This window comes from Streptomyces sp. NPDC041129 (assembly GCF_055592265.1).
Genome location: NZ_JBVIYV010000002.1, coordinates 62,669 through 89,424 on the forward strand (window position 1 = coordinate 62,669; position 26,756 = coordinate 89,424).

General features: G+C 71.7%; 28 protein-coding genes and 1 pseudogene. 22 read left to right on the plus strand and 7 right to left on the minus strand.

Annotated features, from left to right (window positions below):
* Nucleotides 1-41 precede the first annotated feature (41 nt).
* Together ACZ6B1_RS08410 and ACZ6B1_RS08415 are read right to left on the minus strand one after the other, a co-directional pair.
* A complete protein-coding gene (locus tag ACZ6B1_RS08410; RefSeq protein WP_468776195.1) occupies nucleotides 42-725 on the minus strand; it encodes a DedA family protein in 684 nt (227 codons plus the stop codon).
* 171 nt (nucleotides 726-896) lie between these two features.
* Complete coding sequence (locus tag ACZ6B1_RS08415; protein WP_468776196.1) at nucleotides 897-1,538, minus strand: hypothetical protein; 642 nt, start codon at nucleotides 1,536-1,538, stop codon at nucleotides 897-899.
* Nucleotides 1,539-1,838: 300 nt separating this feature from the next.
* On the opposite strand from ACZ6B1_RS08415, the gene hemL reads away from it, so the two are divergent.
* The 8 genes from hemL to ACZ6B1_RS08455 all read left to right on the plus strand — a co-directional run bounded on the left by hemL (nucleotide 1,839) and on the right by ACZ6B1_RS08455 (nucleotide 10,032).
* Nucleotides 1,839-3,158 carry a glutamate-1-semialdehyde 2,1-aminomutase gene (gene hemL / locus ACZ6B1_RS08420; RefSeq protein ID WP_468777443.1) on the plus strand — a complete coding sequence of 440 codons (1,320 nt, stop codon included), beginning with the start codon at nucleotides 1,839-1,841 and terminating at the stop codon, nucleotides 3,156-3,158.
* Nucleotides 3,155-3,859 (plus strand): histidine phosphatase family protein, encoded by a 705-nt coding sequence (locus ACZ6B1_RS08425; protein ID WP_468776198.1) that lies wholly within the window; start codon nucleotides 3,155-3,157, stop codon nucleotides 3,857-3,859. The genes hemL and ACZ6B1_RS08425 overlap by 4 nt, the downstream gene beginning before the upstream one ends.
* Nucleotides 3,860-3,973: 114 nt before the next feature.
* Nucleotides 3,974-5,287, plus strand: a complete 1,314-nt coding sequence (locus ACZ6B1_RS08430; RefSeq protein WP_468777445.1) for a polysaccharide deacetylase family protein — start codon at nucleotides 3,974-3,976, stop codon at nucleotides 5,285-5,287.
* A gap of 103 nt (nucleotides 5,288-5,390) precedes the next feature.
* On the plus strand, nucleotides 5,391-5,981 hold the full coding sequence (locus ACZ6B1_RS08435) for a TlpA family protein disulfide reductase (RefSeq protein ID WP_468776199.1): 591 nt from the start codon (nucleotides 5,391-5,393) through the stop codon (nucleotides 5,979-5,981).
* Between the two features lies 1 nt (nucleotide 5,982).
* A complete protein-coding gene (locus tag ACZ6B1_RS08440; protein ID WP_468776201.1) occupies nucleotides 5,983-6,759 on the plus strand; it encodes a cytochrome c biogenesis CcdA family protein in 777 nt (258 codons plus the stop codon).
* 3 nt (nucleotides 6,760-6,762) lie between these two features.
* On the plus strand, nucleotides 6,763-8,460 hold the full coding sequence (gene resB / locus ACZ6B1_RS08445; RefSeq protein ID WP_468776203.1) for a cytochrome c biogenesis protein ResB: 1,698 nt from the start codon (nucleotides 6,763-6,765) through the stop codon (nucleotides 8,458-8,460).
* Nucleotides 8,457-9,557 carry a c-type cytochrome biogenesis protein CcsB gene (gene ccsB, locus ACZ6B1_RS08450; protein WP_468776204.1) on the plus strand — a complete coding sequence of 367 codons (1,101 nt, stop codon included), beginning with the start codon at nucleotides 8,457-8,459 and terminating at the stop codon, nucleotides 9,555-9,557. The genes resB and ccsB overlap by 4 nt, the downstream gene beginning before the upstream one ends.
* Before the next feature lie 25 nt (nucleotides 9,558-9,582).
* On the plus strand, nucleotides 9,583-10,032 hold the full coding sequence (locus ACZ6B1_RS08455) for an SRPBCC family protein (protein WP_468776205.1): 450 nt from the start codon (nucleotides 9,583-9,585) through the stop codon (nucleotides 10,030-10,032).
* A 63-nt stretch (nucleotides 10,033-10,095) separates the two neighbouring features.
* Here ACZ6B1_RS08455 and ACZ6B1_RS08460 read toward each other — a convergent pair whose 3' ends face one another.
* Nucleotides 10,096-11,070 carry a quinone oxidoreductase family protein gene (locus tag ACZ6B1_RS08460; RefSeq protein WP_468776206.1) on the minus strand — a complete coding sequence of 325 codons (975 nt, stop codon included), beginning with the start codon at nucleotides 11,068-11,070 and terminating at the stop codon, nucleotides 10,096-10,098.
* Nucleotides 11,071-11,190: 120 nt separating this feature from the next.
* Here ACZ6B1_RS08460 and ACZ6B1_RS08465 point away from each other — a divergent pair, with 120 nt between their 5' ends.
* Together ACZ6B1_RS08465 and ACZ6B1_RS08470 are read left to right on the plus strand one after the other, a co-directional pair.
* A complete protein-coding gene (locus ACZ6B1_RS08465) occupies nucleotides 11,191-11,514 on the plus strand; it encodes an ArsR/SmtB family transcription factor (RefSeq protein ID WP_468776208.1) in 324 nt (107 codons plus the stop codon).
* Nucleotides 11,515-11,623: 109 nt separating this feature from the next.
* Complete coding sequence (locus tag ACZ6B1_RS08470) at nucleotides 11,624-12,571, plus strand: DMT family transporter (protein WP_468776210.1); 948 nt, start codon at nucleotides 11,624-11,626, stop codon at nucleotides 12,569-12,571.
* Here ACZ6B1_RS08470 and ACZ6B1_RS08475 read toward each other — a convergent pair.
* Both ACZ6B1_RS08475 and ACZ6B1_RS08480 read right to left on the minus strand, forming a co-directional pair.
* Entirely contained in the window at nucleotides 12,468-13,349 is an 882-nt protein-coding gene (locus ACZ6B1_RS08475) for a LysR family transcriptional regulator (RefSeq protein WP_468776212.1), read from the minus strand. The two genes, ACZ6B1_RS08470 and ACZ6B1_RS08475, sit on opposite strands and share 104 nt — an antisense overlap.
* A 4-nt stretch (nucleotides 13,350-13,353) precedes the next feature.
* Complete coding sequence (locus ACZ6B1_RS08480) at nucleotides 13,354-13,659, minus strand: PLD nuclease N-terminal domain-containing protein (protein ID WP_468776214.1); 306 nt, start codon at nucleotides 13,657-13,659, stop codon at nucleotides 13,354-13,356.
* Nucleotides 13,660-13,734: 75 nt separating this feature from the next.
* Between ACZ6B1_RS08480 and ACZ6B1_RS08485 the strand changes: the two genes are divergently transcribed.
* From ACZ6B1_RS08485 to ACZ6B1_RS08525, 9 genes are all read left to right on the plus strand, one after another.
* Nucleotides 13,735-15,192 carry a menaquinone biosynthesis decarboxylase gene (locus tag ACZ6B1_RS08485; protein ID WP_468776215.1) on the plus strand — a complete coding sequence of 486 codons (1,458 nt, stop codon included), beginning with the start codon at nucleotides 13,735-13,737 and terminating at the stop codon, nucleotides 15,190-15,192.
* Complete coding sequence (gene mqnP, locus ACZ6B1_RS08490; protein WP_468776216.1) at nucleotides 15,189-16,091, plus strand: menaquinone biosynthesis prenyltransferase MqnP; 903 nt, start codon at nucleotides 15,189-15,191, stop codon at nucleotides 16,089-16,091. The genes ACZ6B1_RS08485 and mqnP overlap by 4 nt, the downstream gene beginning before the upstream one ends.
* Nucleotides 16,092-16,160: 69 nt before the next feature.
* Nucleotides 16,161-16,835 carry a UbiX family flavin prenyltransferase gene (locus ACZ6B1_RS08495; RefSeq protein ID WP_468776218.1) on the plus strand — a complete coding sequence of 225 codons (675 nt, stop codon included), beginning with the start codon at nucleotides 16,161-16,163 and terminating at the stop codon, nucleotides 16,833-16,835.
* Nucleotides 16,836-16,896: 61 nt separating this feature from the next.
* Complete coding sequence (locus ACZ6B1_RS08500) at nucleotides 16,897-17,352, plus strand: Lrp/AsnC family transcriptional regulator (protein ID WP_468776220.1); 456 nt, start codon at nucleotides 16,897-16,899, stop codon at nucleotides 17,350-17,352.
* A 38-nt stretch (nucleotides 17,353-17,390) separates the two neighbouring features.
* Nucleotides 17,391-18,554 (plus strand): aminofutalosine synthase MqnE, encoded by a 1,164-nt coding sequence (gene mqnE, locus ACZ6B1_RS08505; protein WP_468776222.1) that lies wholly within the window; start codon nucleotides 17,391-17,393, stop codon nucleotides 18,552-18,554.
* A 32-nt stretch (nucleotides 18,555-18,586) separates the two neighbouring features.
* The gene (locus ACZ6B1_RS08510) at nucleotides 18,587-19,246 is read left to right on the plus strand and encodes a UdgX family uracil-DNA binding protein (RefSeq protein ID WP_468776223.1); all 660 of its coding nucleotides are present in this window, start codon (nucleotides 18,587-18,589) and stop codon (nucleotides 19,244-19,246) included.
* 16 nt (nucleotides 19,247-19,262) lie between these two features.
* Nucleotides 19,263-19,787, plus strand: a complete 525-nt coding sequence (locus ACZ6B1_RS08515) for a GNAT family N-acetyltransferase (protein WP_468776224.1) — start codon at nucleotides 19,263-19,265, stop codon at nucleotides 19,785-19,787.
* 98 nt (nucleotides 19,788-19,885) lie between these two features.
* Complete coding sequence (locus ACZ6B1_RS08520) at nucleotides 19,886-20,185, plus strand: DUF4229 domain-containing protein (protein ID WP_468776225.1); 300 nt, start codon at nucleotides 19,886-19,888, stop codon at nucleotides 20,183-20,185.
* A gap of 57 nt (nucleotides 20,186-20,242) precedes the next feature.
* On the plus strand, nucleotides 20,243-20,893 hold the full coding sequence (locus ACZ6B1_RS08525) for a TetR/AcrR family transcriptional regulator (protein WP_468776226.1): 651 nt from the start codon (nucleotides 20,243-20,245) through the stop codon (nucleotides 20,891-20,893).
* Between the two features lie 24 nt (nucleotides 20,894-20,917).
* Here the strand turns inward: ACZ6B1_RS08525 and ACZ6B1_RS08530 are convergent, their stop codons facing one another.
* Nucleotides 20,918-21,784 (minus strand): MaoC family dehydratase, encoded by an 867-nt coding sequence (locus tag ACZ6B1_RS08530; protein ID WP_468776228.1) that lies wholly within the window; start codon nucleotides 21,782-21,784, stop codon nucleotides 20,918-20,920.
* A gap of 1 nt (nucleotide 21,785) precedes the next feature.
* Complete coding sequence (locus ACZ6B1_RS08535) at nucleotides 21,786-23,087, minus strand: 3-oxoacyl-ACP reductase (RefSeq protein ID WP_468776229.1); 1,302 nt, start codon at nucleotides 23,085-23,087, stop codon at nucleotides 21,786-21,788.
* A gap of 131 nt (nucleotides 23,088-23,218) precedes the next feature.
* Between ACZ6B1_RS08535 and ACZ6B1_RS08540 the strand changes: the two are divergent.
* The 3 genes and pseudogenes from ACZ6B1_RS08540 to ACZ6B1_RS08550 all read left to right on the plus strand — a co-directional run.
* A pseudogene (locus ACZ6B1_RS08540) lies at nucleotides 23,219-23,419 on the plus strand (acetyl-CoA C-acetyltransferase); the annotation flags it as partial.
* A gap of 268 nt (nucleotides 23,420-23,687) precedes the next feature.
* Nucleotides 23,688-25,631, plus strand: coding sequence for an AMP-dependent synthetase/ligase (locus ACZ6B1_RS08545; protein WP_468776231.1), 1,944 nt, complete (start codon nucleotides 23,688-23,690; stop codon nucleotides 25,629-25,631).
* A gap of 265 nt (nucleotides 25,632-25,896) precedes the next feature.
* Nucleotides 25,897-26,733: an ATP-grasp domain-containing protein gene (locus tag ACZ6B1_RS08550; protein WP_468776233.1), complete on the plus strand. Its 837-nt coding sequence runs from the start codon at nucleotides 25,897-25,899 to the stop codon at nucleotides 26,731-26,733.
* The last annotated feature ends 23 nt before the right edge of the window (nucleotides 26,734-26,756 follow it).

A 26,756-nucleotide genomic window follows, 5' to 3' on the forward strand; every position in this document is an offset into this window, starting at 1 on the left:
GGCGGAGCCGTCGATCGGCGCCCCGTCGGAAGCGAGAACCATCAGCGGGCCTCCTTCTCCTCGGCACGCCCGCGGCCGCGGTACAGCTCGGCGGCGAGCGGAACCAGCGACACCGCGACGATCAGCGCGACCAGCGGGAGCAGATAGCGGTCCACGTTCGGGATCGAGGAGCCCAGCGCGTAACCCGCCAGGGTCAGGCCGAGGCTCCACACCAGGCCGCCGACCACCTGCCACAGGGTGAACACCCGGAGGGGCACCCCCAGGGCACCCGCCAGCGGATTGAGCACGGTCCGCACCACCGGCACGAATCTCGCCAGGAAGATCGCCTTGGCGTGCCCGTACCGCCCGAGCAGCTCCTCCGCCCGCTCCGCGCCCTCCCGCAGCCGCGCGGAGCGGCTGCGCGCCAGCAGGGCGCCGCCCGCCCGGCGCCCGATCAGGTAACCGCACTGGGCGCCGGCCAGCGCGCCGAACGCCGCAGCGGCCAGCAGCGGTCCGAGCGACAGGTGCACGCCGTGCCGCCCGGTGCCGGTGCACAGCAGGCCCGCCGTGCACAGCAGGCCCGCCGTGAACAGCAGGGAGTCGCCGGGCAGGAAGAAGCCGATCAGCAGGCTCGTCTCGGCGAACATCACCACACCGACGCCGAGCACGCCGAAGGCGGCCAGCAGCGACTGCGCGTCGAGCGGGTTCACCGCGAGCTGCGACGACAGAACCACGGGTGTGCTCATCGGCACGAGTCCTCTCCGGGCGCACGGCACCCCAGCCGTCTACAATTCCGTAGACTGTCTACGGTACTGTAGACGATGGCGGGGTGCGGATCGTTCCCTTCGGCCCGGAAACACGAAGGCGGGGCCCGAAGGCCCCGCCCAGGAAAAGATCAGCGACAGTGAGACGCCCGCTCAGGGCCACACCAGGCAGTACGGCTGGTGCCCGGCTTCATGCAGCCGGTGCGAGAAGTCCTGCCACTCGTGCAGCAGCTGGTACACGTTGAACGCGTCCCGGGGGCCGCCCCGGTCCGGGACCGTCGACCAGATGAACGCCGCCGCGCCCACCGCCTCCTCGCCGATGCCGCGGAGCGGGTCGACGACCGTCATGGGGAGCTTGACGACGGCGTAGTCGGGGTGCAGGACGACCAGCTCGAGCGGCGGCACCTTGTGCAGGGGGACGCCCTCGATGCCGGTCAGCACCATGGCGGCCATCGTCTCCGGCTTGATCTTGGTGAACATGCCGTTCATGCCCAGCTCGTCGCCGCCGAGTTCCTCGGGACGCATCGAGATGGGGACACGGGCCGCCGTCGCACCGTCCGGCGCGCCGAAGTATTTGTACGTCACCCCCACCCGACCACCATTTCTGCTTCCCGCCCGAGACCGGTCGATCCCCCGGTCGTTCCGCTCGGGCTCACCCGGAACATCCTGTGTCTGACGTGCGTCGGCCTGACGTGGCTCGGACGTTTCCTCCACCTCGCGCCGGTGCCTTCCCCGCCGGGCGCGCCGAGGACCCAGGTCGTCAGTCCCCTCGCCCAGTCCGCCACCGCGATGCATATCTCCACCCGACTGCTTTTCTAGGACGCGTGGCCCCCGCCGCGCAACCCGATCATCGTGTCAGTGACCTCCCCCACGGCCGCCCGCCGAAACGTGCGGTGAAACACCAGTCCGCGGGATCAACCCGGTCACTGATCACTACGTGCCGTATGAGCTGTGTGTATCAGCTCTCAGTCTCGCAGATGGCGCGGCCGTGACCCCGAGGCCGGCGGCCCGATGCCCGGGCCGCGGCCTACCCTGAGGTGGTCACCACCCGAACCGGAGTCCGAGAGGCCGGAGAAGCCGCACGTCATGAGTGCCATGAGCGAACTGCCCTATCCCTACGAAGCGCCCGCGTCGCAGGCGCTCTTCGACCGTGCGTCGGCCGTCACGCCGGGCGGCGTGAACTCGCCGGTGCGCGCCTTCCGCGCCGTGGGCGGCACGCCCCGGTTCATGGTCTCCGGCAAGGGGCCGTACCTGACCGACGCCGACGGGCGGGAGTACGTCGACCTGGTGTGCTCCTGGGGGCCGATGATCCTCGGCCACTCGCACCCCGAGGTGATCGCCGCCGTGCAGGAGGCCGTCGCCCGCGGCACGTCCTTCGGCACCCCGGGCGAGGGCGAGGTCGCCCTCGCCGAGGAGATCGTCGCGCGGGTGGAGCCCGTGGAGGAGGTGCGGCTGGTCAGCAGCGGCACCGAGGCGACCATGTCGGCGATCCGGCTCGCCCGGGGCTTCACCCAGCGGTCCAAGGTCATCAAGTTCGCCGGCTGCTACCACGGCCACGTGGACTCCCTGCTGGCCGCCGCCGGGTCCGGCGTCGCCACCTTCGCGCTGCCCGACACGCCCGGTGTCACCGGCGCCCAGGCCGGCGACACGATCGTGCTGCCGTACAACGACCTGGAGGCCGTGCAGGAGGCCTTCCACCGGCACCCGGGCGAGATCGCCTGTGTCATCACCGAGGCCTCGCCGGGCAACATGGGCGTCGTGCCGCCGGCCCCCGGCTTCAACCAGGGCCTCAAGGACGCGTGCCGCAGGCACGGCGCCCTCTTCATCTCCGACGAGGTGATGACGGGGTTCCGGACCAGCCGCGCCGGGTGGTACGGCGTCGACGGGGTCAAGCCCGACCTGATGACCTTCGGGAAGGTCATGGGCGGCGGCTTCCCCGCCGCCGCGTTCGGTGGCCGGGCCGACGTCATGGCCCACCTCGCGCCCGCCGGGCCCGTCTACCAGGCCGGCACCCTCTCCGGTAACCCCGTCGCCACCGCCGCCGGGCTCGCCCAGCTCCGGCTGCTCGACGACGCGGCGTACGAGACGGTCGACGCGGTCTCCGCGCAGATCCAGAACCTGGTCACCGAGGCGCTGAGCAAGGAGGGCGTCGCGCACCGGCTGCAGACCGCCTCCAACATGTTCTCGGTGTTCTTCACCGACCGGCAGGTGCGGGACTACGAGGACGCCAAGCGGCAGGAGTCGTTCCGCTTCACCGCCTTCTTCCACTCGCTGCTGTCGAACGGCGTCTACCTGCCGCCGTCGTCCTTCGAGTCCTGGTTCGTGTCCACGGCCCACGACGCGCGGGCCATCCAGAAGATCGCCGACGCCCTTCCGGCGGCGGCCCGAGCGGCCGCGGAGGCCACGGCAGCATGAGCAGCAACGGCAGCGAGAAGGACATCACCGTCGTCCACGTCATGCGGCACGGCGAGGTCGAGAACCCGGGCGGCATCCTCTACGGGCGGCTGCCCGGCTACCACCTGTCCGAGCTGGGCCGGAAGATGGCCGACCGGGTCGCCGAGCACCTCTCCACCCGGGACGTCACCCACGTCTGCGCCTCCCCGCTGGAGCGTGCGCAGGAGACCGCCACCCCGATCGCCAAGGCGCACGGTCTCGACCTGGCCACCGATGAGCGGCTCATCGAGGCCGGCAACGTCTTCCAGGGCAAGACCTTCGGGGTCGGGGACGGCGCACTGCGCAAGCCCGACAACTGGAAGCACCTCGTCAACCCGTTCCGGCCGTCCTGGGGCGAGCCGTACATCGACCAGGTCGTGCGCATGATGGGCGCGCTGCACACGGCCAAGGACCGGGCCCGCGGGCACGAGGCGGTGCTGGTCAGCCACCAGCTCCCGATCTGGATCGTGCGGTCGTACGTCGAGAAGCGGCGGCTGTGGCACGACCCGCGCAAGCGGCAGTGCACGCTCGCGTCGCTGACGACCTTCACCTTCCAGGGCGACCGGATCGTCTCCGTCGGCTACTCCGAGCCCGCCATCGACCTGGTCCCGGTCCATCTCCGGGCCGGTGCCAAGCCCAAGAAGGGCAAGGGCGCGGCTCAGGGCAAGGCCTTCGGAGCCTGATCCACCCTTTTGCCTGGCCTGTTACGAAAAGCATAAAGAAGTATCGGAACCTCCCTGATCGTCACGCCCTCTGAATGGGTGACCACCAGCAGGCGTGACGAATCGGGGATCTCCATGCGCACCTTCTCCCGGACCGGCCGGACGCTCTCCCGCAGGGGAGCGCTGGGCCTCGGCGCGGGCACGGCGGCCGCCGCCTCGCTCGCCGGCTGCGGGTCCCTCAAGTCCTCGGACGAGAGCGGGCGGCCGTCCGGTTCCGGCCACGCGGACGGCGGGAAGAGCGGCGCGGGCAGGGGCGGGAGCACGGCGCGTCCGGCCCGGCCCATCGGCGACGGCTCCACCTCGTTCACCGGCCGGCAGCCGCACCAGCCCGCGAAGCCCGAGCCGCTGGAGCCGGGCCAGACCCCTCCGCAGTTCGTGATCTTCTCCTGGGACGGCGCCGGCGAGGTCGGCAACGGCCTCTTTCCGCGCTTCCTCGACCTGGCCGGGGAGCACGGCGCGAGCATGACCTTCTTCCTCTCGGGGCTGTATCTGCTGCCCGAGTCGAAGAAGCGGCTGTACGAGCCCCCGAACAACCCGCGCGGCGCCTCCGACATCGGCTACCTCAGCGACCCCCACGTCAGGTCGACCCTGGCCAATGTGCGCCGGGCCTGGCTCGAGGGGCACGAGATCGGCACCCACTTCAACGGGCACTTCTGCGCCGGCTCGGGCTCGGTCGGCAACTGGACCCCGCAGCAGTGGCGGAGCGAGATACGGCAGGCCAAGGCCTTCGTGAAGGAGTGGCGGACCAACACCGGCTGGACCGACCTGCCGTCGCTGCCGTTCGACTACGACAAGGAGCTGGTCGGCGGCCGCACCCCCTGTCTGCTCGGCCAGAACAACCTGCTGCCCACCGCCCGCGAGCTGGGCTGGCGCTACGACGCCTCCTCGCCGGGCGGCCGCCAGGTGTGGCCGCTGAAGCGGATGGGGATCTGGGACCTGCCGCTCCAGCAGATACCTTTCCCCGGACGTTCCTTCGAGGTCCTGTCCATGGACTACAACATGCTGGCCAACCAGTCCGTCAACTCCACCAACGCGCCCGCGTACCACCACCCGGCCTGGCGGACCCAGTCCGCCCAGGCCTACATCCAGGGATTCCGGCGGGCGTACGAGACGAACCGGGCGCCCCTGTTCATCGGCAACCACTTCGAGCAGTGGAACGGCGGCATCTACATGGACGCCGTCGAGCAGGCCTTCAAGCACATCGCGCGCGAGAAGGAGAAGGGTGGGGACGTGCGGCTGGTCTCGTTCCGGCAGTTCGTGGACTGGATGGACGTGCAGAAGCCCGAGGTGCTCGCCCGGCTGCGCACCCTGGAGGTCGGACAGCGGCCGGCCGGGGGCTGGAAGGAGTTCCTGCGGGACGCCAAGTCGGCCGCGGGCAGTACGGCGTGAGGGATTGCCCGGAATGTCCTGTGTAAATAGTCCCTGAAATGGGGTTTTCCGCCCGCCAGGGGGGTGCGCGAGATCCCCGGAACAGGCATGCGAAACTTTTCACATGAGTACCCGTAGCCGCGCCGTCCTGCTCAGCGCCATGGCCGCCGTGACGGCCCTGACCCTGTCCGCGTGCGGCAACGGCGGCACCTCCGGCGGAGGCGGCAACACCAACTTCGTCACCGGCAACAACGGCATCGACACCGCGTCCCAGGGCAAGCGGGCCGCCGCGCCCGACCTGTCCGGCAGGACCATCGACGGCAAGACCCTCGACATCGCCGACTACAAGGGCAAGGTCGTCGTGGTCAACGTCTGGGGCTCCTGGTGCGGACCGTGCCGGGAGGAGGCCCAGTACTTCGCCAAGGTCTCCAAGGCGTACGAGGGCAAGGGCGTGCAGTTCGTCGGCATCAACACCCGGGACACCAGCACCACCCCCGCGCTCGCCTTCGAGCAGGAGCACGGGATCGGCTACCCGAGCCTGTACGACCCGACGGGCAAGCTGATGCTCCGCTTCAAGAAGGGCACGCTCAACCCGCAGCTCATCCCCTCCACGCTCGTCATCGACAAGGACGGGAAGGTCGCCGCGCGGGCGCTGGAGGCGCTCGACGACACGGCGCTGCTGAAGATGCTCAAGCCGGTCCTGGCGGAGAAGTGACGTGAGCGCGACTCTTCTGCTGGCCGCCGCCGGAACGGGCCCGAACGACACCGTGCTGAACGGGGCCCTGCTGGTCGCCCTGCCGATCGCCCTGCTCGGCGGCCTCGTGTCCTTCTTCTCGCCGTGCGTGCTGCCGCTCGTCCCCGGCTACCTCTCCTACGTCACCGGGATCGCCGGCACCGACCTCGCCGAGGCCAGACGGGGCCGCATGGTCGCCGGCGCCTCGCTGTTCGTCCTCGGGTTCAGCGCCGTGTTCATCTCCAGCGGGGCGCTGTTCGGCTACTTCGGCTGGACCCTCCAGGACAACAAGGGCACCCTGTCCCGGGTGCTCGGCGTGCTCATGATCCTGCTGGGCGTCTTCTTCATGGGGCTGATGCCCTGGTTCACCCAGCGCGAGTTCCGCTTCCACCGGCGGCCGACCGCGGGCCTGGTGGGCGCGCCCCTGCTGGGCGCCCTGTTCGGTGTCGGCTGGACGCCCTGCATCGGGCCGACCCTCGCCGCGGTGAACCTCCTCTCCTGGCACGAGTCGAGCGCCGGGCGCGGGGCGGTTCTGATGATCGCCTACTGCCTGGGCCTCGGCGTGCCCTTCGTGCTCGCCGCGGTCGCCTTCCGCAAGGCGCTCGGTGCCTTCGGCTGGGTCAAGCGCCACTATGTCTGGGTGATGCGCGCCGGCGGCACGATGATGATCGTGACCGGTGTGCTGCTGCTGACCGGGGCCTGGGACCACCTGGTGAACGAGATGCAGAGCTGGTCCGACGGCTTCACTGTGGGGATCTGATCGATGAGCACAACCGAAACCGACAAGGGCCGCGAGCAGGAGGAGCTGGGAACGGCCGGCGCGCAGCTCTCCACCGCCCCGCAGGAGGAGGCCGTGAGCCTGCCGGGCCTCGGCGTCATCGGCTGGGCCCGCTGGTTCTGGCGGCAGCTCACCTCCATGCGGGTGGCGCTGCTGCTGCTCCTGCTGCTCTCGCTCGGCGCGATCCCCGGCTCGCTGATCCCGCAGACCGGCGCCGACGCCACCAAGGTCGACGACTTCCGCGCGGCCCACACGACGCTCGCGCCGGTCTACGACAGGCTCGGCCTCTTCCACGTCTACAGCTCGGTGTGGTTCTCCGCGATCTACATCCTGCTGTTCGTCTCCCTGATCGGCTGCATCGTCCCGCGCACCTGGCAGTTCGTCGGCCAGCTCCGCGGCCGCCCGCCGGGCGCGCCCAGGCGTCTGGACCGGCTGCCCGCCTACACCAGCTGGCGCACCGAGGCCGAGCCCGAGCAGGTCCGCGAGGCCGCGCTCGCGCTCATGCGCAGGCGCCGCTTCCGGGCCCATGTCGCCGGTGACGCCGTCGCCGCCGAGAAGGGCTATGTGCGCGAGCTGGGCAACCTGGTCTTCCACATCGCGCTGATCGTGCTGCTGGTCGCCTTCGCCTCCGGGCAGATGTACAAGTCGGACGGCACCAAGCTGATGGTCGAGGGCGACGGCTTCTCCAACGCCCTGCCGATGTACGACGACTTCAAGTCCGGCAGCCTGTTCACCACCGACGACCTGTCGCCGTTCAGCTTCGGCCTGAAGGACTTCAACGGCACCTACGAGCTGACCGGCCCCAACCGCGGCACCCCGCGCACCTACCAGGCGAAGGTCACCTACAGCGAGGGCGCGGACGGCACGGACCGGACGACCACCATCAAGGTCAACGAGCCGTTGAAGATCGGCGACGCCAAGGTCTACCTCGTCAGTCACGGCTACGCGCCCGTCATCACCGTCCGCGACGGCAAGGGCAAGGTCGTCTACCAGGACGCCGTGCCGCTGCTGCCGCTCGACGGCAACGTCACCTCACAGGGCGTGATCAAGGTGATGGACGGCTACCGCGACGCCAAGGGCCAGAAGGACCAGCTCGGGGTCCGGGCCTTCTTCCTGCCGACCTACGGCGGCGGCGCCTCGGTGCTCTCGCAGTTCCCGGCGCTGCTGAACCCCGTGCTGAACCTGGAGCCGTACCACGGCGACCTCGGCGTCAACTCGGGCATCCCGCAGAGCGTGTACCAGCTCGACAAGACCCACATGAAGGGCTTCAAGGACACCGAGGGGAAGCAGCTCAGGGGGAACCTCAAGCCGGGTCAGACCCTGAAGCTCCCGGACGGCGCCGGCTCGATCACGCTCGAGAAGGACATCAAGGAGTGGGCCGGCTTCGAGATCGTCCAGGAGCCGGGCGGCGGCTGGGCGCTCGTCGGCGCGCTCGGCGCGATCTTCGGCCTGGCCGCCTCCCTGTTCATCCAGCGCCGCCGCGTGTGGGTGCGTGCGGTGCGCGGCGCCGACGGTGTCACCGTGGTCGAGATGGCCGGGCTCGGCCGCAGCGAGTCCGCCAAGGTGCCCGAGGAACTGGGTGACCTCGCCGCGACCCTCTACGACCAGGCGCCGGGGGCACCCGACCCCGACGACGACTCCACCCCATCCCCCGCTGGACCTGCCGAAGGGGCCGAGAAGTGACTCTCGCCGCCGCAACCGAGCTCGCCGCCGCGACCAACGAACACCTGGCGAGCATCAGCAACACGCTGATCTACTCGTCCATGGCCGTCTACACGCTGGCCTTCTTCGCCCACATCGCCGAGTGGCTGTTCGGCAGCCGCAGCAAGGTCGGCCGTACGGCCGCCGCGCTGACCGCCGGCGCCGAGCGCCAGGCGGGCGCGCCCGCCGTCACCGTCAAGAGCGCCGGGGGGACCGCCGTACTGGAGCGGCCGAAGGTCGTCGTGCGCTCCGCGTCCGGCGCGCGGGACGTGCCGGACGGGCCCGGTGCGCACGGCGGCGACGAGCAGGGCGACATGTACGGCCGGGTCGCCGTCTCGCTCACCGTGCTCGCCTTCCTCGTGGAGCTCGCCGGCGTCGTCGCCCGCGCGGCCTCCGTGCAGCGGGCGCCGTGGGGCAACATGTACGAGTTCAACATCACCTTCTCCACGGTCGCCGTCGGCGTGTACCTCACGCTGTTGGCGCTGCGGAAGAACGTGCGCTGGCTCGGCCTGTTCCTGGTCACCACGGTCCTGCTCGACCTCGGCCTGGCCGTGACCGTGCTGTACACCGCCAGTGACCAGCTCGTCCCGGCGCTGCACTCGTACTGGCTGTACATCCACGTCTCCACCGCGATCTTCTGCGGCGCGGTGTTCTACGTCGGCGCGGTCGCCACGATCCTTTACCTGTTCAAGGACTCCTACGAGAACAAGCTGGAGTCCGGCGGCAAGCCCGGCGGCTTCGCCCGCTCGGTGCTGGAGCGGCTGCCCGCCTCGGCCTCGCTGGACAAGTTCGCCTACCGCGTCAACGCGGCCGTCTTCCCGCTGTGGACGTTCACGATCATCGCGGGCGCGATCTGGGCGGGCGACGCCTGGGGCCGCTACTGGAACTGGGACCCCAAGGAGACCTGGTCCTTCATCACCTGGATCGCCTACGCCTGCTACCTGCACGCGCGGGCCACGGCCGGCTGGAAGGGCCGCAAGGCCGCCTACCTGGCGCTGATCGCGTTCGGCTGCTGGCTGTTCAACTATTACGGCGTCAACATCTTCGTCACCGGCAAGCACTCGTACGCGGGCGTGTGACCGCCCGGTCGGTGACACTGGTGCCATGAGCGGTTCCATCGAACAGGGCATCAGCCAGACGCACGGGAACACGCACATACTCCACTTCCTGGTGCGGCTCCCGAGGACCATGGAAGAGGTCTGGACGGCGGTGGCCACGCCCGCGGGACTCGCGGGCTGGTTCACCGCCGTCGACGTGCTCGAGCCCAGACTCGACGGCGAGGTCGCCTTCCGGGACCTGGGCGCCGGGCGGGTCACGGCGTGGGACGTGGACCGGGTCGCCGAGTACGCCGTGGCGGGCGGCCGGATGCGGTTCCATCTGGAGCGTGAGCGGCAGGGCGGGTGCGTGCTGCGCTTCACCCACGAGTTCCAGGACGAGGGCGAGTCGGAGACGGCCTGGCGCACGAGGTTCGAACGACTGATCGAGAATCTGGGTTCCTCGCCCCCGCCGCCCGATCAGGAGGCGTCGGAGCCCCTTCCCGGGCAGTACACCTGACACCGCCGCGAGCCGGGCCGCCGGGATCCGCTCGGGAACGGCGACGCCCGGCCCGGCGCCCGGCTACGACCCCACCCGCAGCAGCAGCTTGCCCGTGCTCGTGCGGGCGCCCATCAGCCGGTGCGCGTCCGCCGCCTCCTCCAGCGCGAACTCGGCCGTCACCGGCAGGGACACCGTGCCGTCGGCCACCTTGGCGAAAGCCGCTTCGGTCAGGCGGCGCAGTTCGGCCGGGGCCGTGCTCGCGAGGGTCAGGATCGAGAACCCGGAGACGGAGACGCCGAGCGGGTACAGCTCGGGCTGGCCGACGGACCACGGCTCGGCCGAGCTCGCGTTGCCGAAGGAGACCAGGCGGCCGAAGACCGCCAGCGAGGCCAGGCCCTCGCGCAGGGTGTCACCGCCGACCGGGTCCAGCACCAGGTCGGCGCCCCGGCCGCCGGTCGCCTCCCGCACCCGCTGCCGGAAGTCGCCGGTGAACACCTCGTCGTAGCCGTACTCCCGGGCGTGGGCCGCCTTCGCCGCCGTGGACACCACCCCGTACACCGCACCGGCGCCCGCCGCCCGCGCCAACTGGCCCACCGCCGTGCCGACTCCGCCGGCCGCGCCCTGGACGAGCACCGTCTCGCCGGGCTTGAGCCGGCCCACGGAGTGCAGCAGGGCGTAGGCCGTGGGCAGGACCGTCGGGAGGGTCGCCGCCGTGCGCAGGTCCACGCCGGCCGGGAGCGGGAAGACGGTCGCCGCCTCGGCCACCACCACCTCCGCGTACGCCCCGCCCCCGGTCAGCGCCGCCACCTCCTGGCCGACGGCCAGACCCGTGACGCCCGCGCCGAGCGCCCGGACCCGGCCCGAGACCTCGAGGCCGGGGACGAACGGCAGCCGCGGCACCCGGTAGCCCTCCGAACGTGCCTTCAGGTCGGCGAAGTTGACGCCCGTCCAGGCCACGTCGACGCTCACCTGCCCGGGTCCCGGCTCGGGCGCCTCGGCCGCCACCGCCGTCAGCACCTCGGGACCGCCGTACCGCTGGAACTCGATCGCGCGCATGCCGGACTCCCCGTTCGACTAAGTGTTCAATGAAAAGCGAACACTCGGGAGTGTATGGTTTTCATCGAACACTCGGCAAGTGCGGACGGCGCGGGCCGGCGTCGCGGCGAGGAGGACGGCATGGCCACGAGCAGTCACCGGGCCGCCCCGGAGCACACCCACCCCGACGAGGTGCCCGTGCTCACCGCGCTCGCCGCCCTGGCCGACCCGGTGCGCCTCACGCTCGTCCGGGAGCTCGCCGGGTCCGCCGACTGGTCCCGGAGCTGCGGCAGTTTCGACGTGCCGGTCGGCAAGGCGGCCCTCAGCCACCACTTCGCGGTGCTGCGCGGCGCCGGTCTCGTGGAGCAGCGCGACGAGGGCCCCAAGCGGGTGAACCGGCTGCGGCGGACGGAGTTCGACGCCCGCTTCCCCGGACTGCTCGACCTGGTGCTCCGGGTCGACTGACCCCCGCACCCCGGTGACCTGCGGGCATCGGCGGCGCCGATGGCCCCATCGGCAGGACGCCCCAGCGGCCCGTGGACCGGCCCCGGCGGCCGTCCGTAGCGTCGGCTTCATGACCTCAGAGCACACGGGCACGGCCCAGCTGACCACCGCGATGATGCTGTCCGGCACCCTCGGCGTCTTCGTCGTCGAGTCCGGTGCGCCGCCCTTCGACGTCGTCTTCTTCCGCGTCCTGTTCGGCGCCCTGGCCCTCGGCGGCTACGTGGTGGCCCGCGGCTGGCTGCGCGACCACGGCTTCACCCCGCGCACCCTCGGCCTCGCCGTCCTCGGCGGGGTGTTCATCGTGTTCAACTGGGTGCTGCTCTTCCAGTCGTACGAGAACACGTCCATCTCGGTGGCCACCGTGGTCTACCACACGCAGCCGTTCTACGTGGTGCTGCTCGGCGCCCTGCTGTTCCGCGAGCGGCTCACCGCCGCCCGGGTCGGCTGGATCGGCGTCGCCTTCGCCGGCCTGATCCTCGTCTCCGGGGTGACGCCCGCCGACTTCACCGGCGGCGGCGCGTACCTCACCGGCATCGGCCAGGCCCTGCTCGCCGCCCTGCTGTACGGGCTTTCCACCCTGGTCACCAAGCGGATCACCGGCGTGCGCCCGCACCTGATCGCCCTCGTGCAGGTCCTGGTCGGCGTACCCCTGCTGCTGCCCTTCGCCGACTTCGGCGCCATGCGGGGCACCGGCTGGGACTGGGGCTGGCTGGCGGGCCTCGGGCTGCTGCACACCGGCGTCATGTACGTCCTCATGTACGCCGCCTACGCCAAGCTGCCCACCGCCAAGATCGCCGTACTCGCCTTCGTCTACCCGGCCGTCGCGATGGTCATGGACTGGGCGGTGTACGGCCACCACATCGGATGGGTGCAGGCCCTCGGCGTCCCGCTCATCGTCACCGCGAGCCTCAAGGTCACCCTTGCTCGGAAACCAGCCTCCGCGCCTGCTCCACGAACAGCCGGGCATGCGCCGGAAGCCGCTTCCCGGACCGCCACGCCAGCTGCGTGCGAAGCGTGAACGGCGGCTTCCAGGCCAGCGGTACGAGCGTGCCCGCCGCGAGTTCGGCGGCGACCGTCACCTCCGGCAGCAACGCCGTCCCGAGGCCGGCCGCCGCCGCGCGCTTGGTGGCCTCGATCGTGCCGAACTCCATGAACTCCACCGGCCCCAGCGCCGTCAGCTCCCGCTCGAACAGGTCCCGGTAGGCACAGCCCGGCTCGGTGGCCAGCAGGGGCCGGCCGATGAGGTCGGCGGTCGCGACGGGCTTCCCGGCCAGGTCGTGCCCCGGTGCCGCCACCAGCGCCAGCGGCTCCACCGCCAGCACCGTGCTCCGAAGGCCCGGGTGCTCGGTCTCGGCCTCCATCAGGAACCCGACGTCGTACGTGCCCCGACGCAGCGCCTGCCGGGTCTCGTCGCCGATGGTGGTGCGCAGCGCGAGCCGCACCGCGGGGTGGCGGTGGTGGAAGAACTCCAGCAGCGGGGGCAGCCGGTAGGAGGTCAAGGACTCCATGGTGCCGACGGTGAGGGTGCCGGCCGGCTCCTCCGCGCCGGTGACCGCGGCCCGTGCCTCCTCGGCGAGCTCGATGATCCGCCGGGCGTAGGGGAGCAGCCGCTCACCCGGCTCGGTGAGCCGGATCCGGCCACCGAGCCGGTCGAACAGCTCGGCGCCCAGCGAGGACTCCAGGGCCCGGATCTGACTGGTCACACTGGACTGCGCGTACGACAGCTCGGCGGCGGCCTGGGTGAAGCTCAGGACGGTGGCGACCTTCTCGAAGGTGACGAGCAGCCTCAGTTCCACGGGTTCAGTCGTTCCTGGGGTCGTCCCGTTCGAGGGACTTCAGGAACTCGGGGTTGTCGTCGGGCGCGACCCAGCCCGAGCCCGGCTGCCGCTCGGCGGGTGTGCCGCTGTTCGCGGCGGCCGGCTGCCGGACCCTGCCGGTGATCAGCCAGGCCACCGGGCCCACCAGCACCCAGCCGAAGAGCAGGACGACGAGCAGCCACACGCCCTTCGGCAGGTGGTGCACCTCTTCCTCGGGGGTGTTCAGGCAGTCGACGAAGGCGTAGATCCACAGCGCCAGCACCAGCAGGACGGGCAGATACCTGAGCATGACGTGCGATCTCCCGAAGGTGTGGGACGGCCCCGGTGACAAGCCCAGGTTAGCGGGTGACCGATACTGAGAGGCATGGCTTACGACGATCTTCGCTCCCTGCTCAGGGCGCTGGAGCGCGAGGGAGACCTCAAGCGCATCAAGGCCGAGGTCGACCCGTACCTGGAGGTCGGGGAGATCGTCGACCGGGTCCAGAAGTCGGGCGGCCCCGCGCTGCTGTTCGAGAACGTGAAGGGCTCCGCGATGCCCCTCGCGATGAACGTCTTCGGCACCGACCGGCGGCTGCTGAAGGCGCTCGGCCTGAAGTCGTACGGCGAGATCTCCGAGAAGATCGGCGGGCTGCTGCGGCCCGAGCTGCCGCACGGGTTCGTTGGCGTGCGCGAGGCGTTCGGGAAGCTCGGCGCGATGGCGCACGTGCCGCCGAAGAAGGTGAAGCCGGACCACGCGCCGGTGCAGGAGGTCGTGCTGCACGGTGACGAGGTGGACCTCGACCGGCTCCCGGCGCTGTTCACCTGGCCGCAGGACGGCGGGTCCTTCTTCAACCTGGGCCTGACCCACACCAAGGACCCCGAGAGCGGCATCCGCAACCTCGGTCTGTACCGCCTGCAGCGGCACGACAAGCGGACCATCGGCATGCACTGGCAGATCCACAAGGACAGCCGGAACCACTACCAGGTGGCGGCCCGGCGCGGCGAACGGCTGCCCGTCGCCATCGCCTTCGGCTGCCCGCCCGCCGTGACCTACGCCTCGACGGCGCCGCTGCCGGGCGACATCGACGAGTACCTGTTCGCCGGGTTCGTCGCGGGCAAGCGGATCGAGATGGTCGACTGCAAGACGGTCCCGCTCCAGGTCCCCGCCAACGCCGAGGTCGTGCTGGAGGGCTGGCTGGAGCCCGGCGAGATGCTCCCGGAGGGCCCCTTCGGCGACCACACCGGCTTCTACACCCCGCAGGAGCCGTTCCCTGCGCTCACCATCGACTGCGTGACGATGCGCAAGCGGCCGCTGCTGCAGTCGATCGTGGTCGGCAGGCCACCCACCGAGGACGGCCCCCTCGGCCGCGCCACGGAGCGATTCTTCCTGCCGCTGCTGAAGATCATCGTCCCGGACATCGTGGACTACCACCTGCCCGAGGCAGGCGGCTTCCACAACTGCGCGATCGTCTCGATCGACAAGAAGTATCCCAAGCACGCGCAGAAGGTGATGCACGCGATCTGGGGGGCGCACATGATGTCCCTGACCAAACTGATCGTGGTCGTGGACGCCGACTGCGATGTGCACGACCTGCACGAAGTCGCCTGGCGCGCCCTCGGCAACACGGACTACGCCCGCGACCTCACGGTCGTGGAAGGCCCCGTCGACCACCTGGACCACGCCTCCTACCAGCAGTTCTGGGGTGGCAAGGCGGGCATCGACGCGACCATGAAGTGGCCCGAGGAGGGCTACACGAGGGACGGCGGATGGCCGGAGATGGTCCTGTCGGACCCGGATACGGCGGCCCTGGTGGACCGCCGCTGGAAGGAGTACGGCCTGTGAGCAGCGCCTCCGCGGCACTTCCGCGGCCGGGACGCACGAAGGCGTTCCTGCGCCTGGTGATGATCGAGCACTCGGTCTTCGCGCTCCCCTTCGCCTACATCGCCGCCCTCACCGCGATGTTCCAGCTCGACCGGAACATCCACTGGGGCCGGCTCCTGCTCGTCACGGTCTGCATGGTGGGCCTGCGCACGTTCGCGATGGCGGTCAACCGGATCATCGACCGCGAGATCGACGCCCGCAACCCGCGCACGGCCCAGCGCGAGCTGGTCACCGGCGCGATGTCGGTGCGGCACGCCTGGACGGGCGCCCTGGTCGCGCTCGTGGTCTTCCTGGGCGCCGCGGCCCTGCTGAACCCGCTGTGCCTGGCCCTGGCGCCCATCGCGGTGATCCCGATGGTGGTCTACCCGTACGGCAAGCGGTTCACCAACTTCCCGCAGGCCATCCTGGGTCTGGCCCAGGCGATGGGCCCGGTCGGCGGCTGGCTGGCGATCACCGGCGAGTGGTCCTGGAACGCGGTGATCCTCGGTCTCGCCGTCGGGATCTGGATCGGCGGCTTCGACCTGATCTACGCCTGCCAGGACGTCGAGACCGACCGCGAGATCGGCGTCAGGTCGGTCCCGGCCCGCTTCGGCGTCCCGGCCGCCGTCTGGGGCGCCCGCGCCTGCCACACCGTCACCACGGCCCTGTTCGTCTGGTACGCCCTCGCGACCCACGCCGGCGCGTTCTTCTGGCTGGGCCTGGTCGTCGTGGCGGGCGCCTTCGGCTACGAGCACACCATCGTCCGCCCGCACGACCTGTCCCGCGTGAACCGGGCGTTCTTCAGCGTCAACGGTTTCATCGGTATCGCCCTGTTCGTGTGCGCGCTGCTGGACCTGCTGGTGCGGGGTCTGACGGTCTGAGCGGGGGGCGGCGCCGCGGTCGGGCCGACCCGTCCTGAACACGGTTCGGCCCGCCGGTACGCTCAAGGTGTGAACGCAGGAGAAACGCAGCGCGCGCCTTGGATCGTGGGGGTGTCCGGAGCTTCCGGTACGCCGTATGCGGCAGCCGTGCTGCGGGCGCTGCTGGACGCCGGTGAGGCGGTCGACCTGGTGGTCAGCAGGGCCTCGCGGCTGACGCTGCTGGACGAGACGGGGATCTCGTTCCGGGACGCGCACTGGCAGGAGGACCTGCGGGAATGGCTGGCCAGGGGGGCCGACGGCAAACCCGGGACGTTCCAGGTGGACGTCAGCGGGGTGCGGTACTGGGGTGCGGGGGACCTCGCGGCGGGACCGTCCTCGGGGTCGTACCCGGCGCGGGGGATGCTGATCGTCCCGGCGTCCACGGCCTGTGTCGCCGGTGTCGCCCTCGGCCTCTCCAAGGACCTGCTGCAACGCGCCGCGAGCGTCACACTGAAGGAGCGCCGGCCGCTCGTCGTGGCCGTACGGGAGACCCCTCTGAACGGCCAGACCCTGCGGCACCTGGTCGCGCTGGACGACGCCGGCGCGAGCGTGGTGCCGGCCTCGCCCGCCTTCTACGCGGGCGCCACCCACATCCAGGACCTGGTGGACTTCGTCGCCGGGCGGGTGCTGGACGCGGCGGGCGTCGGGCACGGCCTGTACCGGCGCTGGAAGGGCGAACTGGGCGGCGGCGCAGCGGGCCGGTAGCCGGGCAAGTCGCAGTACCTCTCATCACTTCGGGAACTTCTCAGCGGAAGGCTTCGATCGCATGGACGCGGTGGACAGGCAGCTCATCCAGGCCCTGAGGGAGAACGGCCGGGCCTCCTACGCGGAGCTGGGGCGCCTCGTCGGCCTGTCGGGACCCAGTGTCACCGACCGCATCAACCGGCTGGAGGCGGCCGGTGTCATCACCGGGTACCGCGCCATCGTGGACTCGGCCTCCCTCGGCCTCGGCGTGATCGCGCTGATCGGCATCTCGCTGTCCGACGCCGCCGACCACGAGGACGTGGCGCAGCGGCTGCGGGACCTGCCGGAGATCGAGGACTGCTGGTTCATCGCCGGTGACGACTCGTTCATGCTCAAGGTGCGCTCCACGGACGTGGACGGCCTGGAGAAGACGATCCGGCGGCTGAGCGGCACCAAGGGCGTGTCCCGGACCCGCACCACGGTCGTGCTGTCCACGAAGTGGGAGAACCGGGTCGGGGAGCTGCCCGAAGAGGTCTAGGGATACCGTTGGTCGGGCTGTCGGAGAAAGGTGTTGGCATGGACGTCGGGCTCAAGCGCGAGCTGGAGGAGAAGGTCCGCTCCGGTGAGCGGCTGTCCCGCGAGGACGGCATCGCGCTGTACGAGTCGGACGACCTGGCCTGGCTGGGCGGACTCGCGCACGAGGTACGCACCCGCAAGAACGGTGACGTGGTGCACTTCAACGTCAACCGGCACCTCAACATGACCAACGTGTGCACGGCCTCCTGCGCCTACTGCTCCTTCCAGCGCAAGCCGGGGGAGAAGGACGCGTACACGATGCGCATCGAGGAGGCCGTCAAGCTCGCCAAGGCGATGGAGTCGGAGAACCTCACCGAGCTGCACATCGTCAACGGCCTGCACCCGAACCTGCCGTGGCGGTACTACCCGCGTTCGCTGCGCGAGCTGAAGGCCGCCCTGCCGGACGTGTCGCTGAAGGCCTTCACGGCGACGGAGATCCACCACTTCGAGACCATCTCCGGGCTGAGTGCCTCCGAGATCCTCGACGAGCTGATCGACGCCGGCCTCGAGTCCCTCACCGGCGGTGGCGCCGAGATCTTCGACTGGGAGGTCCGCCAGCACATCGTGGACCACCGCACCCACTGGGAGGACTGGTCCCGCATCCACCGGCTGGCGCACGAGAAGGGCCTGAAGACCCCGTGCACCATGCTCTACGGGCACATCGAGGAGCCGCGGCACCGCGTCGACCACGTGCTGCGGCTGCGTGAACTGCAGGACGAGACCGGCGGGTTCCAGGTCTTCATCCCGCTGCGCTACCAGCACGACTTCGTGGACATGAAGGACGGCAAGGTCCGCAACCGCCTCCAGGCGCGCACGCAGATGGCGACCGGCGCCGAGGCGCTGAAGACGTTCGCCGTCTCCCGGCTGCTGTTCGACAACGTCCCGCACGTGAAGGTCTTCTGGGTGATGCACGGTGTGCAGACCGCCCAGCTCGCCCTCCAGCACGGCGCCGACGACATGGACGGCTCGGTGGTCGAGTACAAGATCACCCACGACGCCGACAACTACGGCACCCCGAACAAGCTGACCCGCGAGGACCTGCTGGACCTCATCCGGGACGCCGGCTTCCGTCCGGTGGAGCGCAACACCCGCTACGAGATCATCCGCGAGTACGACGGCCCCGACCCCCTGCGCCGGGAGTCCCCGCAGGCGATGCGGGTCTGAACCATTTCCGGCCCCCGGGGTACCCGGGGGCCATGACCCCGAGCGGCAGCGGCCCGGAGGACCGGTACAGCGCCGCCCCCTTCGTCCCGGAAGGGGCCGGCCTCGACGCGCTGCGCCGGGCCGCGGCCGCCTGCCGGGGCTGCCCCCTGCACCGGGACGCCATCCAGACCGTCTTCGGGGCCGGCAAGGCCCATGCCCGGGTGATGCTCGTCGGGGAGCAGCCGGGCGACCGGGAGGACCGGGAGGGCAGGCCGTTCGTCGGGCCCGCCGGCCGGCTGCTGGACCGCGCGCTGGCGGAGGCCGGCCTCGACCCGGCGGACGCCTACGTCACCAACGCCGTCAAGCACTTCAAGTTCACCCGGGCCGAACCGCGCAAGCGGCGGATCCACAAGGCGCCGAGCTTGCGGGAGATGACCGCGTGCGGGCCCTGGCTCGCGGCCGAGCTGGCCGTCGTGCGGCCCGAGCTGATCGTGGTGCTCGGCGCCACGGCCGGAAAGGCGCTGCTCGGGGCGTCGTTCCGGGTGGGCGAGGTGCGCGGCACCGTGCTGGAGCGGGAGATCCACGGGCGGCCGGAACGGCTGGTCCCGACGGTGCACCCCTCATCCGTGCTGCGGGCGCGGGCCCAGGACCGCGAGGCGGCGTACGAGGGCCTGGTGGCGGATCTGAAAATCGCCGCACGCACACTCGGGTAATAGATACACTCGCCGCATGCCCCTTACCTTCACGCTCGACCCGGCGATCACCCCTGCCCTCCACGAGGGCGTCCTCACGCTGTGGACGGACGTGACCAACGCGGGCGGGGCCGTCGGGTTCGTGCCCCCGGTGACGCGGGAGGACATACGCCCGGCGCTGGTGAAGCAGCTCGCGGCGCTGGCCGGCGGCGGCATGCGGCTGCTGGTCGGGCACGACGAGGCTGGCGCGGTGGCCGCCACCGCCTTCGTCTCCTTCAACACGCACCGGCTCCAGACGCACTGGGTCTGGCTGTACACGGTGATGGTCCACCCGGGGCACCAGGGCAAGGGGTACGGCCGCGAGCTGATGGCGGCCGCCGAGGACGCGGTCCGCGGCTTCGGCGGCATCGACGCGATACGGCTCGGCTGCCGGGGCGGGCACGGCCTGGAGCACTTCTACGCCTCCTGCGGCTACAAGGAGGTCGGCCGGGTGCCCGGCGCCATCCGCGTCGCCCCCGGCGACCACCGCGACGACATCACCATGCTGCTCCCGCTGACCTGAGGCGCCGGACCCCCCGTGAAGATCGGCCGCCGCACGTGCTTCACTGGACGATGCCCCGCGGGGTTTCGGACCGTAACGACACGGAAGAGTGGATTGAGATGCTCCGCTACACGCTGATGCGCCTCGGCATCTTCGCCGGCTGCCTCGTGGTCGTCTGGGGAGCTGTCTACTCCGGCATCTTCCCGCGCGGCTTCGGCGACTCGAACTTCCTGTGGGTGCTGCTGCTCGCGCTGGTGCTGTCGGCGCCGATCAGCTGGGTGGTGCTGCGCCGGGAGCGGGAGCGGGCCTCGGTGCGGATCGTGGACCGGGTGGACCGGATGAAGGCCAACCTGGACTCCAGCCGCAGCCAGGAGGACGTGGCGGACGACACCACCCGGGCGCGGAGCCAGGCCTCCTGACGTCCCGGATGTCCGGTGCGCGCCGGGCGCCCCGGCGGCACAACTAGGCTTCTCCCCATGGGTGCCGTGAAGACCAAGCGGATGCCGCGTGCGGTGCGGGAGCGGCAGATGCTCGACGCCGCCGTACGGATCTTCGGCCGGCGGGGGTACATGGCCGCGTCGATGGACGAGATCGCCGAACTGGCGGGCGTGTCCAAGCCGTTGGTGTACCTCTACCTGAACTCCAAGGAAGACCTCTTCACGGCGTGCATCCGCCGGGAGGCCAGGGCCCTGTCGGAGGCGGTCCGCACCGGCGTCCGCGGTGACCTGCCCGCCGACCGCCAGCTCTGGGACGGGCTCCAGGCGTTCTTCGCGCACACCGCCGAGCATCCCGACGGCTGGGCCGTGCTGCACCTCCAGGCCCGTACCCACGGCGAGCTCTTCGCCGCCGAGGTCACCGCGATGCGCGAGGAGATCGTCGCGTTCGTGACCCGGCTGATCGCAGTCGCCGCCCGCGAGGCCCACCGTGATCCGGACCTCGCCGAGCGTGAGGTCGCCGGGCTCGCCGAGGCCCTGGTCGGCGCCGCCGAGTCCCTCGCCGCCTGGGCGAACGCCACCCCGGGCACCACGGCACGGCAGGCGGCGGCCACTCTGATGAACTTCGCCTGGGCGGGCCTGGGCAACCTGATGCAGGGCCGCCCCTGGAGCCCGCCGCGCTTCGAGGACTGAGGTCCCGGGCCCGGACGGCGCGGCCTACGGGGTCAGCGCCCTCACCTCGCCGGTCAGGTGCGGCCGGTCCCCTGCTCCGCGCAGTTCGAAACGGCCGGTGCCGTCCGTGCCGTAGGTCACCGTTGCCGGCAGCGGCACCGGCGCCCGGAAACGGGCCTCGACCCGGGCCGCCTCGGGCGTGCCGTGAGCGGCCAGGCAGCGCGCCACCGTCCACATGCCGTGCGCGATGGTGTGCGGGAAGCCGAAGAGGCGGGCGGTCAGCGGGTGCAGATGGATGGGGTTGCGGTCGCCGGAGGCGGCGCCGTACCGGCGGCCGAGGTCGCCCGGGAGCCGCCACTCGGCCGCCGCCGGAAGCGGTGGCCGCCGTTCCTCGTCGGGCCCCGGCGCCGCACCGGACCCGGCGGCGGTCCGGTGCCGGGCGAGGTAGGTGCTCCGCGACTCCCACACGGCGTCCCCGCCGGCCCGCAGTTCGGTGACCACCGTGGCCTCGGTGCCGCGCCGGTGCGGGGCGAGAGCGGCGATGTGCACGGCGAGTTCGTACTCCCCGGTGGCCGGCAGGCCGGTGCGGCGGACCATCCCGATCGAGGTGTGCACCAGGCCGAGCAGCGGCAGCGGGAAGTCACGCCCGCTCATCAGGCGCATGGCCAGCGGGAAGCCGAGGACGTGCGGGTAGGTGACGGGCAGCGCGTCCGCGTCGTCGGCGCCGGGGGCGAAGCCGCAGACCCGCTCGTAGGCGGCCAGCCGGGCCAGGTCCACCCGCAGGCCGGGCAGGACCAGCCGGTCGCGCGGGAAGTCCGCCTCCGGGGACGGGCGCCTGAAGGGCGAGCGCAGGGCGCCGCGGGCCAGCAGCGGGGTCAGCGCGGGGGCGGAGGACAGGGTGACGGTTGTCAACTCACGCTCCCAGCAGGCTCTGGCCGCAGACGCGGACGACCTGGCCGTTGACCGCGCCGGAGGCCGGGTGGGCGAGCCAGGCGGTGGTCTCGGCGACGTCGGCCGGCAGGCCTCCTTGCGCGAGGGAGTTCATCCGTCGGCCGGCCTCCCGGATGAACAGCGGGATCGCGGCCGTCATCCGGGTCTCGATGAACCCGGGCGCGACCGCGTTCAGGGTCACCCCGTGCTCCGCGAGCGCGCGCGGCGCGAGGGACCGTACGAGGCCCACGACGCCCGCCTTGCTCGCGCCGTAGTTGGTCTGCCCGGCGTTGCCCGCGAGCCCGGCGATGGAGGCGGTGGCCACGATCCGGCCGCCGGAGCGCAGCGCGCCCTTGGCGAGCAGTGCGTCGGTGGTGCGCAGCACGCTGCCCAGGTTCACCTCGAGTACCGAACTCCAGCCGTCCGCGAGCATGTTGACCAGCCGGCGGTCCCGGGTGACGCCCGCGTTGTGGATCAGGACGTCCAGTCCGTCGGGGAGCGCGCCGGCGATGCGCTCGCCCGCGTCGCCGGCGGTGATGTCGAGGGCGAGGGCGGTGCCGCCGAGCCGCTCGGCGACCCGGCGGGCGTCCGCTTCGGCGGCCGGCACGTCGAGCACGACGACATGGGCGCCGTCCCGGGCCAGCGTCTCGGCGACGGCCTCGCCGATCCCGCGCGCCGCGCCGGTGACCAGCGCGGTCCGCCCGGCGAGCGGCTTCGCCCAGTCGGCCGGGGCGGTGGCCGGCCCGGCACCGACCTCGACCACCTGGCCGCTGACGTAGGCCGACTTGGGCGAGAGCAGGAAGCGCAGGGTGGACTCGGCGGCCGCCGCGTCGGTCAGCCGTACCAGGTTGACCGTCCTGCCCCCGCCGATCTCCTTGCCGAGCGAGCGGGTGAGGCCCTCCAGGGCCTGCTGGGCGGCGGCCTGGTGGTGGTCGGCGGGGTCGAGCGGTGTACCGAGGACCAGGACCCGGCCGCTCGGCGCGACGGACCGCACGACGGGACGCAGGGCCGCGTGCGCCTCGGCGAGCGTCCCGACGTCCCGTACGCCGGTGGCGTCCAGGACGACGGCGGCCGGGTCCCGGTCGCCGTCGGTGAGGCCGGTGCGGGCGAGCACGGGGGCCGGGTCCAGCGCGGAGACCCCGGCCGTCAGACGCAGCAACGGGCCTTCCAGTGACGGGCGTTCGGCCGACCAGCGGCGCAGCTCGGCCGGCTGGGGCAGACCCAGGCGCCGGGTGAGGAAACGGCCCGGTGCCGTGCCGGTGAAGCTCAGGTAGCGGTCGGCCATGTCCAACTCCCGTGCGACTCGGTCAAAGATGCTTACTCTGGAGTAAGGTTACCGGAGGTAAGCCTATGTCACGGCTGAGGAGCAGGTCGAGATGAGTCCCCTCGCAACCCCGTCCGAACACCCCCGGGGGCGGGCTGCCGCGGGTGGACCGGGCCCGGCTGAACGTGGCCGGGTCGTCGCTGGCCACCGGGCATCCCTTCGCGGCGACCGGGGCGCGGATCGTCGCCACTCTGGCGAAGCTGCTCGCGGAGCGGGACGGGCCCGGCCGGGGCCTGATCTCCGTCTGCGCGGCCGGCGGCCAGGGCGTGACCGCGATCCTGGAACGCCCGTGAAACCACCGGCCGGCGAGCCGGGACCGGCCCGGGCCGTGAGTGTGAGCCAGGGAACACGAACGCCTCTCACATGATCCTCGAGGCTGCACACCCCCGTTCCCGGACCATCCCGAAACCCGCACAATCCCCCCACAGCCGACCCGTACGATCACCTGCCTAACCGTCGGTAACTCCTTACCGCGGGAAGCCGCCGGTGAACGCCTCGCCGCTCGAGGCACGTACGTCAGGCAGCAAGCAGTTCTCCGCTGCACGCCCGAGGAGCCGCCCCGTGCCCACCCCGTACCCGAGCGCCCCGGTCTCCTCCGGCGCCCCTGTCCAGGCCACCGACTACGACGGCCTGCCGGTCCTGGTGGAACCCGAGACCCGGCGGCTGGACGGTGCCGTACGGGAGGCGTACGTCCCGCCGTTCGCGCCGCAGGTGCGGCACGGCTCGCTCGCGGAACTGCCGTTCGAGAACGCCGAGGCCGAACCCGGCGCCGTCGTGCTCAGCCGCAGGGCGGACGGCGGCCGATGGACGGACGTGACGGCGGCGCAGTTCGCCGCGCAGGTGCTCGCGGTGGCCAAGGGCCTGATCGCGTCGGGGCTGGCGCCGGGCGACCGGATCGCCGTGATGGCCAGGACCCGGTACGAGTGGACGCTGCTCGACTTCGCCGCCTGGGCGGCCGGCCTGGTCACGGTCCCCGTCTACCCCACGTCCTCCGTCTTCCAGACCCGCTGGATCCTGCACGACTCCGGCGCGGTCGCCCTCGTCACCGAGACCGGCGCCCAGGCCGCCGCGTTGGGCCCCGAACTGGAGCGGCTGCCGGACCTCGGGCACCTGTGGGTCATGGAGCAGGGCCACGTGGACCAACTGGCCGAGCTGGGCGCCGAGGTGCCGGACGGCGAAGTGGCCGTACGCCGCGGCATGATGGGCCCCGATACCCTCGCCACGCTCATCTACACCTCCGGGACCACCGGCCGCCCCAAGGGCTGCGCCCTCTCGCACGGCAACTTCTTCGCCGAGGTCGACAACGCCGTCCAGCTCCTCCACCCGGTCTTCCGGGCGGGATCGGCCGAGGAGGCGTCGGTCCTGCTGTTCCTGCCGATGTCCCACGTCTTCGGGCGGATGGTGGCGATCGCCTGCGTCCGCGCCCGGGTCCGGCTCGGGCACGCGCCGAGCCTGAAGGCCGAGGACCTGCTGCCCGACCTGGCCGCCTTCCGGCCGACCTGCCTGCTGACCATCCCGTACATGCTGGAGAAGATCTTCAACTCCGCGCGGGCCAAGGCGGAGGAGGGCGGCCGGGCGGCCGCCTTCGACCGGGCGACCGCGGTGGCCGTGCGGTACGGCGAGGCGCTCGAAGCCCGGCAGACCGGCACCGGCGGCGGCCCCAACAGGGCCCTGCGCACCACCCGTTCCTTCTACGACCCGCTCGTCTACCGGCGCATCCGCAACGCCATGGGCGGCAGGGTCAAGTACGTCATCTGCGGCGGCTCACCGCTCGGCCGGCGTCTGGCCGCGTTCTACGCCGGCGCCGGGATCGAGGTCTTCGAGGGGTACGGCCTGACCGAGACCACCGGCGCCTCCACGGTCACCCCGCCGCTCAAGCCCCGGCTGGGCACGGTCGGCTGGCCGCTGCCCGGCACCCGGGTGCGGATCGCGGCGGACGGGGAGATCCTGCTCGCCGGGGACCATGTGCTGCGCGGCTACTGGGACCCGCAGGCCGGCGGGGTCGTCCCCGCCACCCGGGACGGCTGGCTGGCCACCGGCGACATAGGCGAGCTGGACGACGAGGGCTACCTGACCATCACGGGCCGCAAGAAGGAACTGCTGATCACGGCCGGCGGCAAGTCGGTGGCCCCGGCACCGCTGGAGAACTGGCTGCGCCAGCACCCGCTGATCTCGCAGGTCATGCTCGTCGGCGACGGGCGCCCGTACGTCGCCGCCCTCGTCACCCTCGACCCCGACGGCATCACCCACTGGCGCCAGATGAACGGCAGGCATCCGGTGCCGCCGGAACTCCTGGTCGGCGACGCCGAACTGGAAGCCGTCCTGCAGCGGGCCCTGGACGAGGCCAACAGGCTGGTGTCCCGCCCCGAGTCGATCCGCAGGTTCGCCGTGCTGCCCGTGGACTTCACCGAGGAGGCGGGCCATCTGACCCCCTCGATGAAGCTGCGCAGGGAACGGATCATGCAGGACTTCGCACAGGAGGTCGAAGGCCTCTACGAACGCTGACGCTCCCGGCGCGCGAAGCGGGGAAAACGGCCGGACAGAGGCGCTAACCGGCTGCTCTGTCCTTGCCGTGAAACCGCCCCCGGCAAGTGCCCGGGAACGGGTAGCGTTGAAGGGGCTCCTGTGGTGCCCGCGGTTCGTCAACCCCCCTCAGAAGTACATGTTCCGGGCACTCGCACCACCTCGGGAATCGGCCGGGACCGGATCGGTATCGGCCGCTCGTAGCCTGCCTTTCCACCCCCGCCTACTCCGTCCCCCGAGCAGAGGCATGAAAGAACACAACGACGTCCGCCGGATCTTCCTGCTGAACCCGGACCAGCGCCTCGTCCGCCAGGCCGCGCGCGCGGGAGTCCAAGTACGCTCCATACGGGCCGACGCCACGGACGAGGCGGCGCTGCGCGCACCCCTCGCCGAGGCCGCCGAGGCCGGGCTGTGCGTCAACCCGGCCCGCGCCCTCGTCACGCTGTCCGACCCGGCCGCCGTGCAGCGCCTGGTGCGCGACAACCGGCTCTCGCCCGGCGGCACCGAGGTGGCCCCCGGCGACCTGCGGCTGACCGTGGAGACGCTGAGCGTGCACGGCATGCACCAGGCCGTCGCGATCGTCGCCCGTACGCCCTACGGCCTGCTCCACCCCGCGCCGCTCACGGCCGACACCGCCGCCGAGGTGCGCGCGGTGGTGACCGCGCTGCTGGACCTGACCGGTTACCAGTACGGTCCGGCCCACTCCAGCGTCGCCCTCACCGCCCGCGGCCCGGTGATCACCGGTTGCCGGGCGGGCCTCGGCGACGACCCGGTGCCGGAACTGGTCAAGGCGGCCGGCGGGCTGGACCTCGCGGCCGGGGCGGTGGAGGTGCTGGCCGGGCGGCTGGTCGACGCGGTGCGGCCCAACCGCTTCGCCGCCGCCGCCCTGCTCAGCCCGCCGTGGCGGCTGGCGGAAGCCGAGGTGGGCCATCTGCCGCACGTCCGGTACGTCTCACCGCCCGAGGCGCCGCACCCCGGCCATCTCGTCGTCGGCGCCGACTCGCCCGACGTCGCGGCCCGGCGGGTGGCCTCCCTACGGGCGCTGGTCGTCGGTGACGACATCCGGCCGGGAACGGACCGGTAACGATCCGGTAGCCGCGCCCCGCA

Coding starts and splice junctions, on each gene's coding strand:
- ACZ6B1_RS08410 (WP_468776195.1), bottom strand. CDS start 725: ATGAGCACACCCGTGGTTCTGTCGTCGCAGCTCGCGGTGAACCCGCTC.
- ACZ6B1_RS08415 (WP_468776196.1), bottom strand. CDS start 1,538: ATGCATCGCGGTGGCGGACTGGGCGAGGGGACTGACGACCTGGGTCCT.
- hemL (WP_468777443.1), top strand. CDS start 1,839: ATGAGCGAACTGCCCTATCCCTACGAAGCGCCCGCGTCGCAGGCGCTC.
- ACZ6B1_RS08425 (WP_468776198.1), top strand. CDS start 3,155: ATGAGCAGCAACGGCAGCGAGAAGGACATCACCGTCGTCCACGTCATG.
- ACZ6B1_RS08430 (WP_468777445.1), top strand. CDS start 3,974: ATGCGCACCTTCTCCCGGACCGGCCGGACGCTCTCCCGCAGGGGAGCG.
- ACZ6B1_RS08435 (WP_468776199.1), top strand. CDS start 5,391: ATGAGTACCCGTAGCCGCGCCGTCCTGCTCAGCGCCATGGCCGCCGTG.
- resB (WP_468776203.1), top strand. CDS start 6,763: ATGAGCACAACCGAAACCGACAAGGGCCGCGAGCAGGAGGAGCTGGGA.
- ACZ6B1_RS08455 (WP_468776205.1), top strand. CDS start 9,583: ATGAGCGGTTCCATCGAACAGGGCATCAGCCAGACGCACGGGAACACG.
- ACZ6B1_RS08460 (WP_468776206.1), bottom strand. CDS start 11,070: ATGCGCGCGATCGAGTTCCAGCGGTACGGCGGTCCCGAGGTGCTGACG.
- ACZ6B1_RS08465 (WP_468776208.1), top strand. CDS start 11,191: ATGGCCACGAGCAGTCACCGGGCCGCCCCGGAGCACACCCACCCCGAC.
- ACZ6B1_RS08470 (WP_468776210.1), top strand. CDS start 11,624: ATGACCTCAGAGCACACGGGCACGGCCCAGCTGACCACCGCGATGATG.
- ACZ6B1_RS08480 (WP_468776214.1), bottom strand. CDS start 13,659: ATGCTCAGGTATCTGCCCGTCCTGCTGGTGCTGGCGCTGTGGATCTAC.
- ACZ6B1_RS08485 (WP_468776215.1), top strand. CDS start 13,735: ATGGCTTACGACGATCTTCGCTCCCTGCTCAGGGCGCTGGAGCGCGAG.
- ACZ6B1_RS08500 (WP_468776220.1), top strand. CDS start 16,897: ATGGACGCGGTGGACAGGCAGCTCATCCAGGCCCTGAGGGAGAACGGC.
- mqnE (WP_468776222.1), top strand. CDS start 17,391: ATGGACGTCGGGCTCAAGCGCGAGCTGGAGGAGAAGGTCCGCTCCGGT.
- ACZ6B1_RS08510 (WP_468776223.1), top strand. CDS start 18,587: ATGACCCCGAGCGGCAGCGGCCCGGAGGACCGGTACAGCGCCGCCCCC.
- ACZ6B1_RS08515 (WP_468776224.1), top strand. CDS start 19,263: ATGCCCCTTACCTTCACGCTCGACCCGGCGATCACCCCTGCCCTCCAC.
- ACZ6B1_RS08520 (WP_468776225.1), top strand. CDS start 19,886: ATGCTCCGCTACACGCTGATGCGCCTCGGCATCTTCGCCGGCTGCCTC.
- ACZ6B1_RS08525 (WP_468776226.1), top strand. CDS start 20,243: ATGGGTGCCGTGAAGACCAAGCGGATGCCGCGTGCGGTGCGGGAGCGG.
- ACZ6B1_RS08535 (WP_468776229.1), bottom strand. CDS start 23,087: ATGGCCGACCGCTACCTGAGCTTCACCGGCACGGCACCGGGCCGTTTC.
- ACZ6B1_RS08550 (WP_468776233.1), top strand. CDS start 25,897: ATGAAAGAACACAACGACGTCCGCCGGATCTTCCTGCTGAACCCGGAC.